At 41.2% G+C, this 17,049-nt stretch carries 15 protein-coding genes; 13 read left to right on the forward strand and 2 right to left on the reverse strand.

The features are described from left to right. Nucleotide 1: 1 nt before the first annotated feature. The 7 genes from STRCR_RS07135 (at nt 2) to STRCR_RS07170 (ending at nt 8,803) form a co-directional block, all read left to right on the forward strand. On the forward strand, nt 2-2,056 hold the full coding sequence (locus STRCR_RS07135; protein ID WP_004227140.1) for a hypothetical protein: 2,055 nt from the start codon (nt 2-4) through the stop codon (nt 2,054-2,056). 229 nt (nt 2,057-2,285) lie between these two features. Further along, nucleotides 2,286-3,278: a hypothetical protein gene (locus tag STRCR_RS07145; protein WP_004225772.1), complete on the forward strand. Its 993-nt coding sequence runs from the start codon at nt 2,286-2,288 to the stop codon at nt 3,276-3,278. Further along, nucleotides 3,278-5,182 (forward strand): hypothetical protein, encoded by a 1,905-nt coding sequence (locus tag STRCR_RS07150; RefSeq protein WP_004228289.1) that lies wholly within the window; start codon nt 3,278-3,280, stop codon nt 5,180-5,182. The genes STRCR_RS07145 and STRCR_RS07150 overlap by 1 nt, the downstream gene beginning before the upstream one ends. Before the next feature lie 4 nt (nt 5,183-5,186). Continuing rightward, nucleotides 5,187-6,230, forward strand: coding sequence for a hypothetical protein (locus tag STRCR_RS07155; RefSeq protein ID WP_004226760.1), 1,044 nt, complete (start codon nt 5,187-5,189; stop codon nt 6,228-6,230). After that, complete coding sequence (locus STRCR_RS07160) at nt 6,187-7,287, forward strand: hypothetical protein (RefSeq protein ID WP_142743710.1); 1,101 nt, start codon at nt 6,187-6,189, stop codon at nt 7,285-7,287. The genes STRCR_RS07155 and STRCR_RS07160 overlap by 44 nt, the downstream gene beginning before the upstream one ends. An 18-nt stretch (nt 7,288-7,305) precedes the next feature. After that, the gene (locus STRCR_RS07165; protein ID WP_004227973.1) at nt 7,306-8,334 is read left to right on the forward strand and encodes a hypothetical protein; all 1,029 of its coding nucleotides are present in this window, start codon (nt 7,306-7,308) and stop codon (nt 8,332-8,334) included. Nucleotides 8,335-8,464: 130 nt separating this feature from the next. After that, nucleotides 8,465-8,803, forward strand: a complete 339-nt coding sequence (locus STRCR_RS07170) for a hypothetical protein (protein WP_004227323.1) — start codon at nt 8,465-8,467, stop codon at nt 8,801-8,803. 273 nt (nt 8,804-9,076) lie between these two features. Here the strand turns inward: STRCR_RS07170 and STRCR_RS07175 are convergent, their stop codons facing one another. Then, on the reverse strand, nt 9,077-9,946 hold the full coding sequence (locus tag STRCR_RS07175) for a LysR family transcriptional regulator (protein ID WP_004225770.1): 870 nt from the start codon (nt 9,944-9,946) through the stop codon (nt 9,077-9,079). 149 nt (nt 9,947-10,095) lie between these two features. Here STRCR_RS07175 and STRCR_RS07180 point away from each other — a divergent pair, with 149 nt between their 5' ends. From STRCR_RS07180 to STRCR_RS07195, 4 genes are all read left to right on the forward strand, one after another. Then, nucleotides 10,096-11,070: an alpha/beta hydrolase gene (locus STRCR_RS07180; protein ID WP_004229553.1), complete on the forward strand. Its 975-nt coding sequence runs from the start codon at nt 10,096-10,098 to the stop codon at nt 11,068-11,070. A 134-nt stretch (nt 11,071-11,204) separates the two neighbouring features. Beyond that, the gene (locus STRCR_RS07185) at nt 11,205-11,567 is read left to right on the forward strand and encodes a cyclophilin-like fold protein (protein ID WP_040804963.1); all 363 of its coding nucleotides are present in this window, start codon (nt 11,205-11,207) and stop codon (nt 11,565-11,567) included. A 208-nt stretch (nt 11,568-11,775) separates the two neighbouring features. Beyond that, nucleotides 11,776-12,345, forward strand: coding sequence for a TMEM175 family protein (locus STRCR_RS07190; RefSeq protein ID WP_004230135.1), 570 nt, complete (start codon nt 11,776-11,778; stop codon nt 12,343-12,345). Nucleotides 12,346-12,427: 82 nt separating this feature from the next. Further along, nucleotides 12,428-13,564, forward strand: a complete 1,137-nt coding sequence (locus STRCR_RS07195) for a low temperature requirement protein A (protein ID WP_004225924.1) — start codon at nt 12,428-12,430, stop codon at nt 13,562-13,564. A gap of 635 nt (nt 13,565-14,199) precedes the next feature. Here the strand turns inward: STRCR_RS07195 and STRCR_RS07200 are convergent. Beyond that, nucleotides 14,200-15,120 carry a phosphatase PAP2 family protein gene (locus STRCR_RS07200; protein WP_004226412.1) on the reverse strand — a complete coding sequence of 307 codons (921 nt, stop codon included), beginning with the start codon at nt 15,118-15,120 and terminating at the stop codon, nt 14,200-14,202. Nucleotides 15,121-15,314: 194 nt separating this feature from the next. Between STRCR_RS07200 and STRCR_RS07205 the strand changes: the two genes are divergently transcribed. Both STRCR_RS07205 and pstC read left to right on the forward strand, forming a co-directional pair. Further along, nucleotides 15,315-16,193, forward strand: coding sequence for a substrate-binding domain-containing protein (locus STRCR_RS07205; RefSeq protein WP_004228158.1), 879 nt, complete (start codon nt 15,315-15,317; stop codon nt 16,191-16,193). A 10-nt stretch (nt 16,194-16,203) separates the two neighbouring features. Further along, complete coding sequence (gene pstC, locus STRCR_RS07210; protein WP_004229353.1) at nt 16,204-17,049, forward strand: phosphate ABC transporter permease subunit PstC; 846 nt, start codon at nt 16,204-16,206, stop codon at nt 17,047-17,049.

The raw sequence follows: 17,049 nt of genomic DNA on the forward strand, positions 1-17,049 counted from the left end.
TATGGGGGAAACCTTTCCAAAAGTAGAAGATATCGGTGGCTTGGGTGACTATGCCCAGCAAATTTATCGATTTACAGACAGCTACACGTCAGCTGCTAATAAGACTTACCGCACCTATACGACGACCTTTGAGGAAAACGACCAGCAGGGTCAGGTGATTGCCGCTTTTATGGACAAGCTCAACACCATGCAGGCTCAGTTGTTCGATCAGTTTCCGGTGGCTTTGGATGCCTATGCTCAGACGGTGGCGACCTATGAAGAGGCCCTGACCGGCCTAGGCTTTCACAGCCGCATGTGGTCCAAGCAGTCTGGTGCAGAAGATTTGAAAAAAGTCTATTCAGAAGGGGGCAGTCAGATTAATGCGCTGAATGATAAGGTGGATGAGCTCAAGAAGATTTTTGAGGAGGCGGCTTCGGTGGCTGACCTCGAAGCGCCTGACCTCAGTGCCATCAAGGAGACAGCTGTTTCGGATTTCTCAAGCGCCGGTAACAAGCGCACGACCATGGCCAGTAATGTCCAATCGGCCTGGAGCAGCTTCACTAGCAACCTGACGTCGCAGGCGTCTGCCATTAAGGCCTTTGAGCAGGTGATCAACGCGGCTCGCTACATGGGCCAGTGGAGCCCTAAAGAGGTCTATGCGGCCATCAAGCGTGGTGACTTCACCGCCGATGAGATGTACTATATCGACGCTATCACCAGCAAGGAGGACGGCCAAGCCCTCAAAGCTATCATGAGTGAAGCACCAGAGACTTTATATGAGCTTAATCCAGACAAGATTAGCGAGTCTATGTATAACAATATTATGTCTGAGCAAATTGACTGGATTTATGATGGAAAGGATAATCGTCTTAGTAGATTCTTAAATGGTCAAGGAAGCTTAGAATTAGATAAGGCTAAAAAGTTTAGGGAGCAATTTTTATATGCTGGTGATAGGTTAGCTGCAACGACATTAGCATTCATGTATGACGCATATGAGAATCCAAATTCTTATCCTCCAGAGACCTTGGAAAAATTTCAAGAATATCTAACCCATATCAACAGTTTAAATGGGGTCTATATGACCTTAGAAGAATTGGGAATTGGGGCAAAACAAGGCGACATGTACGCTTCTGGTAAATATAAACACATTTCCTATACTATTGATGTAAAACTTGATCGTTCAGCAGGTTATTTTAATGGGACAGTGGTAATTAACGTTGAACAATGGGAAGATCTTCCGGGTGAAAAGGGTGCTACACCGTATATATCGTATGCTGAGTCATCTAAAACCGGTCAATATACTAGTGGCATAAGTTATTCAGCAGCAACTTCTAATAACAGACAGGAAGAAGCTGCTATAGCTGAGCTAAATAGGAAAAGAGATGCTAGATTAGAGGACTTTGTAAAAAGTTTGGCAGTAGGGAGTGCTACCTTTCCATTTGTAACAATATCTCTTTCGTTAGTGGCTGGTGCTAATGTTTTAACAGCGGTAGGGCTTATTTCACCTGATGAGCAATCACAAGTAGGAGAAGTAACGGCAAATCGTGTTGGTGCCATAAAAGAAGGGGTAGATTTTGTAAAAAGCTATATTACGTCAGAAATAGAGATTAAAGATGGGAAACAAGGCTCTCGGGATAATATTGTCGGAAATTTAGTCAATAAAGGTGGTTGGAGTTACTCAAAAGGTGAAACGACTCAACAATTTTCAAGGGATCATTTTTATGATTTTGAATCAATGATTCAGGAAAAATATATTGATGATTATGGTGTCACAGAGTTTTTAAGTTCAGAAGAATTGAGTGACTATAAGAATGAATTAGTAACAGCCAGAGATGAAAATAATAATAAAGCCTATAGTAATGACGTCATTGACTATCTCACCAATCCAAATTCCGAGGTTCAACTGTCTGATTTAAGCCCAGATGAGGTTTCTCAAGTTTCTCAGGCTTTGAAAAGATTAGATGGGTATGAATATACAGATACAGATACTGGTACTGTTTACATGGGCGAGGAAGGCTATATAAGTTATGTAGACGATCAATATCAAGACAGTTTTGAAGGAAAAAAGGAGGAATAGTTTTGACAAAAAAGGGTGTTTTAATTACATTTCTGTTTTTCATTTCCTTACTATTAACTTTTGCTTGGTTTATATATGTAACCTATCCAACTAGTCCAAAATCTCCATATTCATTGTTGGGGACTCCCTTAAAAATATGGTTTGTTTTTGCGGTTTTAGCATATTTTATTAAGCATTGGAAAAAATAGCTGATCATTTTAAGCTAGAAAACAAACTGGGAGATAATGACATGGTAAAACTTAAACGTTATTGGAAATTACTCATTTCTTTATTGGCCATTTTGTTAGCACTTGGTGTATATCTAGGAATTGAGCACTACAAAGAGCAGCAATTGAAAAATTACTACGGAAAATTTTTATCATATAGACCCCCAAAAAGAATCAAAAGGGCGGAGTTTTTAGATGGTCAGTCTGTAGCTATTGACTGGGAAAATACAGATAAAAAGGCAGACCGTTATATTCCAAAAATATTTGATTTTGATGGACTGACTGACTCTACTTCTTGTTATATTATTAGAGAACAGCGTCGTTTACGAGGGGAAACGGGTAGTGTAAACAGCAGTTTTACTCGTAATAAATTACAAAAAGGCGAATATTGGTTTGTTAATATTTATAAAAAAACGGGACAAAAACTTGGTCAGCCTACTAAAATTGATATTCCTAAAGTAGTGAGAAAGTATAAGTCTAGTTATTATCCTACTGGGGTAGATATCTTGAAACAAGACGGTAAAAGTTTCTTAACTATTTTTATAGACAAAATTTCTACCGCAGGGGGGAGTGACTATGGAGATAATTCACGTATCTATATGGATTTAGAGACACAAGAGATTTTAGATGAAAGAGAAATAAAGAGAGCCGAAAAAAGGATTTCTCCATTTATTGGTGTTGAATTATACAAGAAAGTAGAAAAACAAGGATTATACTTTAGTGATAATGATATTAGTCTGACAAAAGAAGGTATCAAACAGTCTAGACACTGGCGAATTGCTAAAAAATATCCTAAAGTCTATAAGATTCTCAAAAATGGTGGCAATCTATATCTCATGCAAGACGAAACGGACATGGATTATACCGCTAAGATTTTACAACTTTTTGCACCTAAAGGCAAAGATATCTTTGACGGAGTGGCAATCCCTAGTGAATACTCTACAGATGGACAGGCTCATACCGTGAAGTCTTATGAGGAGTTCAAGAAGTATTATAAAACAGAAGGAATGGAGTGATGATTCTATTCAAAGAGAGAGGCCTTCTCAACACCATGCAGGCTCAGCTGTTCGATCAGTTTCCGGTGGCTTTGGATGCCTATGCCCAGACGGTGGCGACCTATGAAGAGGCCTTGACCGGTCTAGACTTTCATAGCCGCATGTGGTCCAAGCAGTCTGGTGCAGAAGATTTGAAAAAAGTCTATTCAGAAGGGGGCAGTCAGATTAATGCGCTGAATGATAAGGTGGATGAGCTCAAGAAGATTTTTGAGGAGGCGGCTTCGGTGGCTGACCTTGAAGCGCCTGACCTTAGTGCCGTTAAGGAGACAGCTGTTTCGGATTTCTCAAGCGCCGGTAACAAGCGCACGACCATGGCCAGTAATGTCCAATCGGCCTGGAGCAGCTTCACTAGCAACCTGACGTCGCAGGCTGCGACGATCCAATCTTTTGAGCAGGTGATCAACGCGGCTCGCTACATGGGCCAGTGGAGCCCTAAAGAGGTTTATGCAGCAATTAAGCGTGGTGATTTCACCGCCGATGAGATGTACTACATCGACGCCATCTCCAGCAAAGATGATGGTAAAGCCCTCAAAGCTATCATGAGTGAGGATCCCGGAAAGGTCACCGATGTTGATCCGAATCAAATCAGTGAGGGCATGTATACGGTGGTCGCCTCGGAAGTGACGGATATGGTAGCGGAACAAAAGGCCAGCCGTTTGGAAAAACTGGCTAATGGCATTGGTGACACCGACGAGGAGTGGGCTAAAGTCTTCACCGAGCAGATGTTATATGCGGGTGACCGCCTTGCTTCAGGTCAGATCCTGATCATGGGGGCACAGTACGAGACCGCCTCTCCTGAAGCTTTGTCACAAATGCAGTCCCATCTCAATGCCATCAACCAGATGAACGGTCTCTTTGAAACCATCTATATCCATAAGGCTTGGCGTATTGATGACGTCAAGGATACCCCTTATTTACAGGATGAGCAGTGGCATGAGTTTAAGATCTCCTTTAGCGATACGGGTGGTATTAACATTAAAGATACCACTATGCGCCACAACGATATTCCTAATACGCCTAGAAGTAAGGAAGTCGATTATGAGTGGGAAGTTCATGAATATACATCTGACATCACGAGTGACGTCAAATCACAAGAAGCTAAGGAACTCCGCAAGGCCTACTATGATATCGAGCAGAAGCGTGCTAAAGCTCAGGCTAAATACGTGGAGAAGACTCTCAAATTGGCTACAGATACGGTAGCGATGGCAACGACCTTGGTTGTGGCCCCAGAAATGGTGCCCTTGATGTCAGCTGTCTTAGCGGGAACACCAGAGGCTGCCAAGGGGCTGGCGCCTACCGAAATCCAGCTTTTACTTAATCAGTCAGAGTTTTCCGATTACTACAAGGATTACACTAAGAAAATGGCCCAGTATGATAAAAAGGAACTAGAACTGCGTGAGCAATCCAGCAGTAACCTCTTTGATGAGGGAGGTTGGTACTTGGAAGAATCCTCCAGCAAGGACGCTTATGGCAAGGACCGTTATGGCAAAGGTGATACGCCTAACGTTGTGGCAACCGGACGCGATCATTTCAATGACTTCGGTGCTATTATGCGGGAGAAATATCTGGATGATCATGGGGTGACTGAGTATCTCAATGATCAGCAGCTGGAAGAATATAAAGAAGTATTGACATCTTCAAAGAATAATATTGATCCGAAAGTTGTGGACTATCTGACTAACCCTAATTCTCAATACACTTACGAAGAGTTGGATTGGCAGGCACTTGATGATGCCCTGGAACTTCTCAAGAATACTGATCTTGATAAGGTTGGAGATAAGGTATCTGAAACAGGATTTAGACAAGATTTATCGGGTAGGTATGTGATTGAACCAGAAAATCCTGCCAGCAATATTGGGGGATAGTGACATGGCCAAATTTAAACGCTATTGGAAAGTAGTCCTTCCCCTCTCAATCGTTCTCCTAGCTATTGGTTTGTATTTTGGGACTGAACGTTATCAAGCCTATAAAGAGAAAGAGGCAAAAGAGTATTATGGAAAATTTTTATCGTACGTTCCTCCGCAAAAAATTAAACGTGCAGAATTTTTAGATGATCAGTCAGTGGCTATTGACTGGGAAAATACAGATAAAGAGGCAGATCGCTATATCCCAGTTAAAAATATTGATTCTCATGGGCTAACTGCCTCCCTTTCTGACTATATCGTTACCGAGCAACGTCGTTTGAAAGGTAAAGTACTCAGTTTTGGTATGACTAAAGAAACAAGTTCGACCATCCGAGTGCGTAACACTTTGGAAAAAGGGGAGTACTGGTCTGTTAAGGTTTATAAAAAAAGAGGGGAAAAGCTTAGCTCACCGACTGAAATCAATATTCCTAAAATTGTCAGAGAATACAAGCCAGATTACTCTCCTTATGACATCCAAGTTAGGGAGAAAGATGGTAAAAGCTATCTAGAGATCTACACACAGAAATTCTTGAAAGTGAATAAGAAGGAATATTCCACTATTTATTTTGATTTAGAAAAACAAACCATAGCTGAACCATCTGTCGATTCTGATGGTGAAATAGAATTTTCTAAAAGGGAGCTTAGATTGTCCAATTTTGTTACGTCTGATTTAGATAATAAATTGGCGAAGCAAGGCGTTGCGTTTTCCGATGATAATAGATCTATCAGTCTGACTAAAAAGGGCATTAAAAACTCCAAACAGTGGCAAATTGCTAAAAAGTATCCAGAAGCCTATAAGATTCTCAAAAATGGTGGAGAATTGTATCTCATGCAGAATCCAACGGACATGGATTATACCGTTAAGATTTTACAGCTCTTTGCACCGAAAGGTAAAGATATCTTTGATGGTACTAAAATCCCAGCCTACGATACGAAAGATGGGCAGGAACACACCGTGACATCTTATGAGGAATTCAAAAAATTCTATAAAACAGAAGGAATGGAGTGATGAGTCGAGTCGATTCGCAGAGAGGGGAACCCTCAACACCATGCAGTCCCATCTCAACGCCATCAACCAGATGAACGGTTTCTTTGAAACCATCTATATCCACAAAGCTTGGCGTATTGACGACGTCGAGGAGACGCCTTATTTGGTTGATGAGCAGTGGCATGAGTTCAAGATCTCCTTTAGCGATACGGGTGGGATTAACATTAAAGATACCACTATGCGGCACAATGACATCCCCAATACGCCGAGAAGTAAAGAGGTGGACATCGCTTGGGAGACGCATGAGTATAGATCTGATATTACGGGTGATTATAAATCCCAGATGGACAAGGAACTCCGCAAGGCCTACTATGATATCGAGCAGAAGCGTGCTAAGGCTCAGGCTGAGTATGTTGAGAAAGTTGTGAAGCAGGCTGTCGATACGACTGCTATGGCAACGACCTTGGTTGTAGCTCCTGAAATGGTGCCCTTGATGTCAGCTGTCTTGGCGGGGACGCCAGAGGCTGTCAAGGGGCTGGCGCCTACTGAAATCCAGCTCTTGCTCAATCAGTCAGAGTTTTCCGAATACTACAAGGATTACACCAAGCAGATGGCCCAGTACGATAAAAAGGAACTAGAATTACGTGAGAAATCTAGTAGTAACCTATTTAACGAGGGAGGCTGGTACTTAGAAGAATCCTCTAGCAAGGACGCCTATGGCAAGGATGTTTACGGCAAAGATGATGATCCTAATATTGTGGCGACCTCTAGAGACCACTTCAATGACTTCGGTGCCATTATGCGTGAGAAATACCTTGATGATCATGGAGTGACAGAATATCTAAATGGCCAACAGCTCGAAAAATATGAACAAACGTTAAGGGACTCTAACATAATAGATGATAAAACAATTGATTATCTGACTAATCCTGACTCACAGTATACTTACGAAGAGTTAGATTGGAAAGATGTTAGTCAGGCGTTAGAACTCTTAGATGATAGAGATATTCCAGATGCTTCGGATAAAATTGATGAGAGTGGATTTAGAGAGGATCTCTCTAATCGGTATGTGATTTAGAGAAAAAAGGTGATCATCATGCGTATAATTAGACGACACTGGAAGCTAACATTAATACTATTATTTGTGACTCTTAGTTTTGGCCTTTATAAAGGCTACAATGCGTACCAGGACTATCAGAGAGATAAGACTAAAGATTATTATTCTAAGTTTCTTTCTTATATATCCCCACAAAAAATAGATAGCTCTGCTTTTCTAGATGCTAAAACTGTAGCTCTTTCTTGGAAAAATACAGATACAAAGGCTGACCACTATATTCCTTCTGATTCGATTGATGAGAGTGGAATAAATCAGTCATCATCTAATTATATTGTCAAGGAAAAACAGCGTTTACGTGATAAAGTTCAGTTTGGGGGTATTGGAAATGATTATTATACCCGTAATACTTTAGAAAAGGGAGAGTACTGGTCTGTTATGGTTTATAAAATTGGGAAGAATCAGATTCATGATCCTGTTGAAATTAATATCCCTAAAACTGTTAGAAAGTACTATCCAGACTATTATCCTAATTTTGTACAGGTATTTGAGAGAAGAGGGAAGAGCTATCTTGGTATTTCTGCGTACAAACATAAGAAAACAAATAGTGATAAGGAATGGTCCTACGACTCAATAGAAATAAATATAAGCCTAGATACTCAAAAAATAGTAAGTGAACAAGAACTTGGTACCCCATCACCTTTTTCACCAGTTGGTTCATTTTACTATGAGACTAATTTACAAGATAAATTGCGAAAACAAGGAGTCACTTTCCATGGTAATGGTCTCTATCTAACCAAGAAGGGTATGAAAAATTCCAAACAGTGGCAAATTGCTAAAAAGTATCCTAAAGTCTATAAGATTCTCAAAAATGGTGGCAGTCTATATCTCATGCAAGACAAAACGGATATGGAGTATACTGCTAAAATCTTGCAGCTCTTTGCGCCTAAAGGAACAGATATCTTTGATGGTACTAAGATTCCAGCCAACTATTCCATAGATGGGCAAGAGCATACCGTCCACTCTTACGAGGAATTCAAAAAGTATTATAAAACAGAAGGAATGGAGTGATGGTTCTATTCAAAGAGAGAGGAACCCTCAATACCATAGAGTCTTAGGTTTTTTGACCGTAAGATCACGTGTAGCTCTTGGGCTTTGGCAGTAGCTAACTGTACTAAATATAATATAAGGAGAAAACTTAATGAGCAGTACGAAAAAAATTAATACCAATGCATTAGCTAGTGTAAAAAACGCCTACGAAGATCTGAGCGATCAAATCACTGATATAGGTGATGACACTTTAGATGCAACGGCTGCTGCAGCTATTAAATCGGGCAATACAGCTATTAAAGCGACAGCTGCCAATACTAAGAATATGCTGGAGTCTTTTGACAAGTATCTAGGAGATGTTGCAGCAGCCTTCAAGGATGTTGACGACAAGCTGGCCGAGTCCATAGGCGATCCAACGCCCAACACGTTAAAAGATATTAAAAGTTCCGATTCATACAAGCGATTAGTTGGTAAGAAAAAGAAAAAATAAAAGGGCTATCGGTGCCAACTATTATCTAAAATTCCTAATGATTTGATTAGACTGATTATCTATCATAGAAATAAGATCTTCTGTCAGAAGGAGAACACATGTCGAAAGGTATGGATATAATGTAATGCTCGATATTGTGTCATAATTCTAGAAACAAGTAAAATTTCTGAGCCGGTTCCAAGTGCAGCATATTGTGTTGTTAGATTTATAAAAGTGTAGCAAAAGGCAATCATATCTTCTGTGACTAAGATATGATTGCCTTTTTTCAATTATCTAAAGATTTTCTTTGAGGAATTTTAGAAAGCTTTGAACAACTCGTGACTGCTGGCTATTTCGCTTCCAGATCAGGTGAAGGTTAATATCTGGCAAATCATCAGTCAATGGGATAAAGGTAAGGGGGCCGGTTGGACTATCAGTATTGATGAGATTTGGCCAAGTAATCGCAACTCCCATGCCGGACTCAACCATGAGACTAGCATTATAGACTAGGTTAAATGTAGCAGCCAGCTTTGCTTTTTTTCCAACCCTTTCAAGAAATAAGTTTCTGCCCTCCTTCTGATTGGTGATAATAAGGGGGTAGGGCTCAAGATCCTTCAGCTGAAGACTCTTTTGACTTGCCAATGGATGATCTTTTGGCAGGAGAACCCCCCAAGCTTCCTGAGATGGCAAGGCCATGCTCTTGAAGTGTTCATGATTAACCTCACGAGCGACAATCCCTAAATCGAGGATACCGGCATTAATTTTTTCGATGATGTCATCGGCATTGCCGCTGGTCACATCTAATCTAGTATTGGGGAATTCCTCTTGGAAAGCTTTAGCTTGGTCGATGACCGTTTTAATAGATCGCCCTTCAGCAGCACCAATAGCGATCGGCCCTGAGATGGGGCCCTTATCGACTAGATTGTTGGTGGTTTTATCAACTAGAGATAGGATTTCTAAGGCTCGGTTGTAGAGGTAGTGACCATCCTCAGTCAGGCTTATTTCACGACTCCCGCGATGGAGGAGCTGGGTGCCAAGTTCTTCCTCTAAATCCTTCATTTGACGCGAGAGGGTTGGCTGAGTAATGTGACGCTTTTGAGCTGCTTTGGAAATCGATTTTTCTTCAGCAATGCTCACAAAGTATTGTAAAACACGGATATCCATAGTTAGTCATAGTCCTTTCTAAGCTAAGTATACCATGAAACTACAATATATGCTTAATAGGCATTTTATAAATACAATATAATTATTTGTAATGATGCACATGTTGACTTATACTATAGTTACCAACAAAGAATTTAAGGAGAATGATTATGACTGAACAACGTTTTAACCTGACACAGGAATGGGATAAGGTTTTTCCAAAAAGCAATCGAGTGACTCACCAAAAGGTGACCTTCCAAAACCATTTTGGTATCACCCTGGCTGCGGATTTATATGTTCCCAAAAATGTTGATGGTAAATTACCGGGACTTGCAGTAGCTGGACCTTTTGGGGCTGTCAAAGAGCAGTCTTCAGGCCTCTATGCTCAAGAAATGGCGGAGCGCGGCTTTGTGACAATGGCTTTCGATCCGTCCTATACTGGCGAATCCAGTGGTTTTCCGCGCTTCATGCAATCACCGGACATCAATACAGAAGATTTTCAAGCAGCAGTCGACTATTTGAGTACCAGTGACCTTGTTGACGCTGAAAAGATTGGCATTATTGGGATCTGTGGTTTTGGCGGGATTGCCCTCAATGCAGCAGCTATTGATCCTCGTATCAAAGTCACTGTGGTCTCTACCATGTATGATATGTCGCGAGTGGCTGGAAATGGTTATTTTGACCAAGGTGACAATGAAGAAGCTCGCTACCAACAACGTTTGAGCCTAGCTAAGCAGCGGACAGTTGATTATAAGAATGGCAGCTATGCCCTTGCCGGCGGGGTTGTGGATCCCTTGCCAGATGATGCACCGCAGTTTGTCAAAGACTATTACGCCTACTACAAGCAACCCCGCGGTTACCATGCCCGCAGTGTCAATTCAAACGATGGCTGGGCTGTGCAGTCCAATACCAGCTTTGCTAACACACGTTTTCTCTATTACAGCGATGAAATCCGAAATAGCGTCCTTCTTATTCACGGGGATGCTGCCCATTCTTATTATATGGGTAAAGATGCTTTTGCCAAACTCAAAGGTGATAACAAGAAGATGATTACTGTCAAAGGGGCAAGCCATGTTGACCTCTATGACCAAAAGGACAAGATTCCGTTTGATGAGATTGAAAATTTTGTCAAGGAAAACTTATGATCAAGCGTCTTTTCATTTTAGGTCTCATTTTTTTGGCAGCTGTCAGCTTATGCGCCTGTCAGCAGCCCAAAAAAGCAGGGCCTGAATCAAGAAGATATCAATCTCGTATGGCAAAAGAAGAGAAAAGGGATAAGATGACAAATCACATTACTCTGAAACTCAAAAATCAGACAATTTCTCTGGAATTAGAGGATAATCAAGCTACCCGCACCTTAGTAGATAAATTATCGCAGGGTGATATCAAAATCTCTCTGTCAGATTACGGCGGTTTTGAAAAAGTGGGAGACTTACCTTTTTCTCTGCCGACGAGCGATACCCAGCAAACGGCGAAAGCTAGTGATGTCATGCTCTATCAGGGGGATAAGCTGGTGATTTTCTATGGTTCTAACAGCTGGTCTTATACGAAACTCGGTCATATCTCCGGCTACTCAGGCAAGGAGTTACAGCAGATATTGGGGCAAGGGAAAGTGACCCTCAGCTTGTCTTTAAAGGACTAGGTACTGTAAAACTTAACTAACTAATAAATAGTAAGATAGGATTGGAAACATATGGGTTCCAGTCCTTATTTATCTTAAAAACGATAGCAGTAGAATGAGTTATGCGTGACATCAACTCATTCTATCCATTGACGATATTCGTTGAGACAGGTAATGATTTGTGATACAATCTAACTAATAACACTAGAACTAGAACAGAGGGATTAGGATGCCTAAGGAACGGTTAGTCGCCTTTACAGATGCTATTCTTGCTATTATCATGACGATTTTGGTTTTGGAATTGGAGAAGCCAAGTGCTCTCAGCTGGTCTGCCTTCTGGGATTTGCGGATGAACTTTTTTGCCTATACGGTCTCTTTCTTCTGGCTGGGAGCTATGTGGGTCAACCTGCACCAGTCTTGGCATGATGTGGAGAAGATAACCAACAAGCAGGTCTGGCAGTCGCTTTTTCTTCTCTTTTTTGCTTCCTTCTTTCCTTATGCCACCAGTATCGTTGCGACTAATTTTGAGAGCAGTGTTGCCCAAGGGTTTTACGGTCTGATTGTGCTTTTAGTCAGCTTTGCCAACGTTTGGATGTATAATAGCTTGGCTCATATCAGTAGCAGTCCGAAAGCAAAACTATTTGCCATCGGACACAATCGAGCCATGGTTTACGATATTGCTGTCAAGATTATCGGTTTAGCTGTTAGTCTGACGATTTACCCGCCAGCTATGATGTATTCTGTCGTATTGGCAGCCTTCTTTGTTGTTGGTCCCATGTCAGCACGTTTCACAATATGACAGGTTAGTTAGTAAAGATGAGAAAGAAAGGAGAAACTGCCTCCTTTCTTTTTGCAGTAGAATAGGATGATTTGGAGGATTTATGACATCACTTATTAAGCATAAAAAAGTTGAGCTGACTGAGCTCTTTTATGATTTGGTCTTTGTTTATGGGATGAGTCAAGGGACATCCATGATTCATCATGTGCATCATGGGGTGATTCCTTGGGTGAACTTTACTTCGTTTGCTATTGGGATGATCATCATGATTAATACGTGGATGGTGCAGACAGTATTTACTAATCGTTTTGGGAAGAATTCGTTGACCAATATTCTTTTTATGTTTGTGCAGATGTGTCTTTTAATGACCTCTCTAGCCTCATCGACAGGAGAATTTACTCAGCGAAACTTCCAGTATTTTTATGGACCCTATGCTGGGATTTCTTTTGTGCTTTTGTTACAGTACCTTGTCGAGTACATAAGAGCTGAGGAGAAAGCCGATCGGCTCTTTATGAAACAATTCTTTTACATTTTAGGGCTAAGAACGGCAGGTCTCTTGCTGGCTGTGCTCCTACCTATGTCTATTGGTCTGTGGGTGGCGGCTGCCAGTATCTTGATTAGCTGGATTTTGCCGGGCCTTTTGACCAGCAGAAGTGCGGTCAGCCCAGAGATTCGTCCGGTTAACTTTCCTCATCTAGTAGAGCGCCTATCTTTGCTGGTCATTATCACATTTGGAGAGATGATTATTGGCATCGCTAAGTATTTTACCCCAGAGACCTTATCTATCTACTCCGTTTTGATTTTTTCAGTGGTAGCCAATCTCTTTATGATCTATATCGTTGAGATTGATCACATGATTGATGTCAATAAGCCAGTGAAAAAAAGCAACAGCCTGATCTACTGGCATTATCCAATTTTCTTTGGCCTCAGTTTTGTAACAGTGGCCCTTGGTTTTCTAGGAGATGCTGAAGCGTATAATGGATATGCGATGACGTTATTTTATCTTGGATTCCTCTTGTTATTATTGGGGATTAGTCGGTTTAACAGCTTTAATAAACCAACGCATTGGTTTACTAGGAAGCTCGTCATCCGTTGTTTAGCGACTTGGTCGGTTGGCTTTGTCTTAAGTTATATTTTCCTAGCAAACAGCTCTATCTTAATGGTAATTGCTGCTATAGTGACTTGTCTCATAGCAATTATAGCTGTGCGATTTAACTTGAAAAATATTCCAAATACCTGAGTTAAAAATAACAGACAGGTGAGTCTTAATAAACAGTTTTGGCAGGCTCTGATTTTGCTAGATTTCTTTTCCTTTTCTTGTGTGCGACTAGTAATGTTACCACGAATGTCAACAGCAGCGCGGCTTAGGTCTTTTATGCATTATTATGTTATTAGCCATTTTTTCTAAGATCTTGATGCATGAGAGTGGGACAGCGTCTCAGATCAGAACCTTCAATCAGCAGTGTTTCATTGGTACTAAAGCACCCAATGAACTGTGCAGGAGTAAGACTTCTTGGCTTAGCCAACAAGTCTTACTCCCAACCACTGCGTAAACTGTTATTACTGCAAAAGTAGAAGGCTGGAATACTTTTTCCCGGCCTCAGCATTGAACGGGCTCAACAATTTGCTGTTATATACAACAAGAGAATGATCCATGATGTGGTTGTCAAAGTGTTCGTCCTTATCCTGAGCCTGACTGTTTTTCTGCCAGTCACGATGCATTAGGGCAGTTGTCGCAGCTGTATTTGTCTCGTTGGTCTGGTATCCGTGCAGTTTAAAACCTAGAATAACACCATCTCGCTTGAGGTGGTGTTATTTTGTGTATTTATAGATGTAAAAAGTTGGAGATTTTTGGACCTCCAACTTTTTTTAGCATTAATCCTCCTCGATAAAGCTGAAGCCCGCTAATTTAGCTAGTGCAAAGCAGACAAAGAACGTTATCATGGCGCTGACAGTGACGTCTGATAGGAAGTGTGCTTGTACACGCACACGTAAGATCGCCATGAGAAAGCCGTAAGTCAGGCAGGTGTAGGTAGCGATTTTTTGTCCCTTGATATTATCACGGTCTACTAAGAATGGGAAAAACATAGCGCTCATACCTGCTAAGGTATGCCCTGATGGGAAGGAACGATGACCGTTTTCCCCATTGATTTGCCACCAGTTGGTAAAGTGAGCCCCGTCAACTTGTCCGAAAACTTCGTAGGGGCGAAAGCGTCCCCACGTTTCTTTCATGGTATCGATGATACTTTCAGATAGGAAATGAAAGGCAATTCCCATAATGGCGACTGAAATTAAATACTGAAGAGCTTTTGGCTCTTTTTTGGATAGCCATTTGAATTGAATGAAAGTTCCTAATGCCCAAATGACTAGACTAACACTATATTTCAAACTTATAGGGTAGCTAATGGCACTGCCAGTATCATTGTTAGCAGTAGCGATTGGGAGTCCTTTATCAATGTTGGTCATGGTAGAGTAGCCATAGTAAAGCCAATCATCAACCATGTGGGAAATGGCCCAGAATGATAGGAGTAATCCTGCCAGCGTCAGGATGAGTTTAAGTCCTGTGGATCGGCTTCGCTGGTAGCCTGCAAAACTTAAAATATTAGCTGATAAGAAGAGGACTAAAGGTTCAGGAAACATCCCAAAGTTTTGAAAAAGTGTTCCAAAGATGGAATCTTGGCTACTAAAGTTCTGGGAAATCTGCTGATCAAAAAGACTAGCTAGTATAAGTAGAAAGATAGCACTAACATAAGTTATGGCAAACAAACGTTTGTCGTGACGATTAAGGGTAAACATATCAAACCTCGTTTCAATTGTGATGACTACATTCTATCAATCAATTTCAATGTTCTTATCAAATTCCTGTAAAATCATTGAAAAATTATACTCCAGCTGATTTTACAAAAACTTTACAAAACTATGGGAATAGATTTGATAATTGGGACTTAGAATAAGACTTGTCAAAATAAGAAATAAGGAGAATCTTACAGATGAAAAAAATCACTCGTCTCTCACTCATTGCCTTAGCTGGATTGACTGGTCTTAGTATACTGACAGCTTGTGGCGGTTCTAAATCAGGTTCTAGCAATCAACCCATTAATATCATTACCCGTGAAGATGGTTCAGGAACACGCGGTGCCTTCATTGAACTTTTCGGTATTGAAGAAAAAAGCAGCGATGGTAAAAAGGTTGACCATACAACCCAACAAGCCACGGTTACTAACTCTACAGCAGTTATGTTGACCACTGTAGCCGATGATAAGAACGCTATCGGTTATGCTTCACTTGGTTCTGTCAATAACAAGGTCAAGGTTCTCAAAGTCGATGGGACCAAGGCTAGTGCTAAGGCTGTTAAAGATGGCAGTTATAAGATTTCTCGTCCATTTAATATCGTCACTAAAGATAATATCAGCAGCCAATCCAAGGACTTTATCAATTATATTCTGAGTGAAGAAGGGCAAAAGATTGTCGAAGATAATGGCTACATCTCGGATTCCAATACAGGTGCTTACAAGTCTCAGGCCCAGAGTGGTAAGATCGTCATTGCTGGCTCAAGCTCGGTCACTCCAGTTATGGAAAAACTCAAGGAAGCCTATGTCAAGAAAAATCCGGATGTGACCATCGAGATTCAGCAAAGCGACTCAACAACAGGGGTAACCAGTGCCATTGATGAAACTTGTGATATCGGTATGGCCTCACGTGAACTGGATAAGTCTGAAACTGACAAGGGGGTCAAATCACAAGCTATTGCCCTTGACGGTATCGCTATTATCGTCAATAAAAATAACAAACTTAACAATATTACAAGTGACCAAGTTAAAGCTATCTACACAGGTAAGACAAACACTTGGGGTGCACTTGATAAATAAGGAGTCTTAAATGGCCCAAACAAAAGAAAAAGCGATGCAAGCGGTCTTCTTTCTGACTGCCTGCATTTCTGTATTATCAGTCTTACTCATTTGTATCTTCCTCTTTGCCAATGGAATTCCAGCTATCACTAAAATTGGGTTTGGAAACTTTATCTTTGGCAAGGTTTGGCAGCCAGCAAATAATAGCTATGGTATTTTTCCTATGATTATCGGCTCTATCTATGTGACTGCTGGAGCCTTACTCCTTGGAGTCCCTATTGGGATCTTGAGTGCTATTTATATGGCTAAGTTTTGTCCAGATAAGATCTATAAGCCACTCAAGATGGCCGTTAATCTCATGGCGGGGATTCCATCGGTTGTCTATGGTTTCTTTGGCCTAGTAGTCTTGGTTCCCTTCGTCAGAGAACAAACCTTGAGTATGGGAACAGGCGTGCTAACAGCATCAGTCTTGCTGGGATTGATGATATTACCAACCATTATCACTGTGTCAGAGACAGCGATAGGGGCGGTACCTGAGTCCTATTATGAAGGGGGCTTAGCGCTTGGGGCTTCTCATGAGCGCAGTATCTTCTTTATCGTAGTCCCGGCAGCTAAGCGCAGTATCCTTGCTGCGATTATTTTAGGTTTGGGACGGGCTATTGGTGAGACTATGGCAGTGATTATGGTAGCGGGAAATCAGGCTGTTATCCCGACCTCTGTCACGTCTGGGGTCAGAACATTGACGACTAATATCGTCATGGAAATGGGCTATTCGACTGGACTTCATCGTGAAGCTCTCATTGGGACAGCTGTGGTATTGTTCGTGTTTGTATTGTTGATCAATGTCAGCTTCTCGCTGATGCGTAAAGAGGAGTGA

The organism is Streptococcus criceti HS-6, from assembly GCF_000187975.2.
GTDB classification, from domain to species: domain Bacteria; phylum Bacillota; class Bacilli; order Lactobacillales; family Streptococcaceae; genus Streptococcus; species Streptococcus criceti.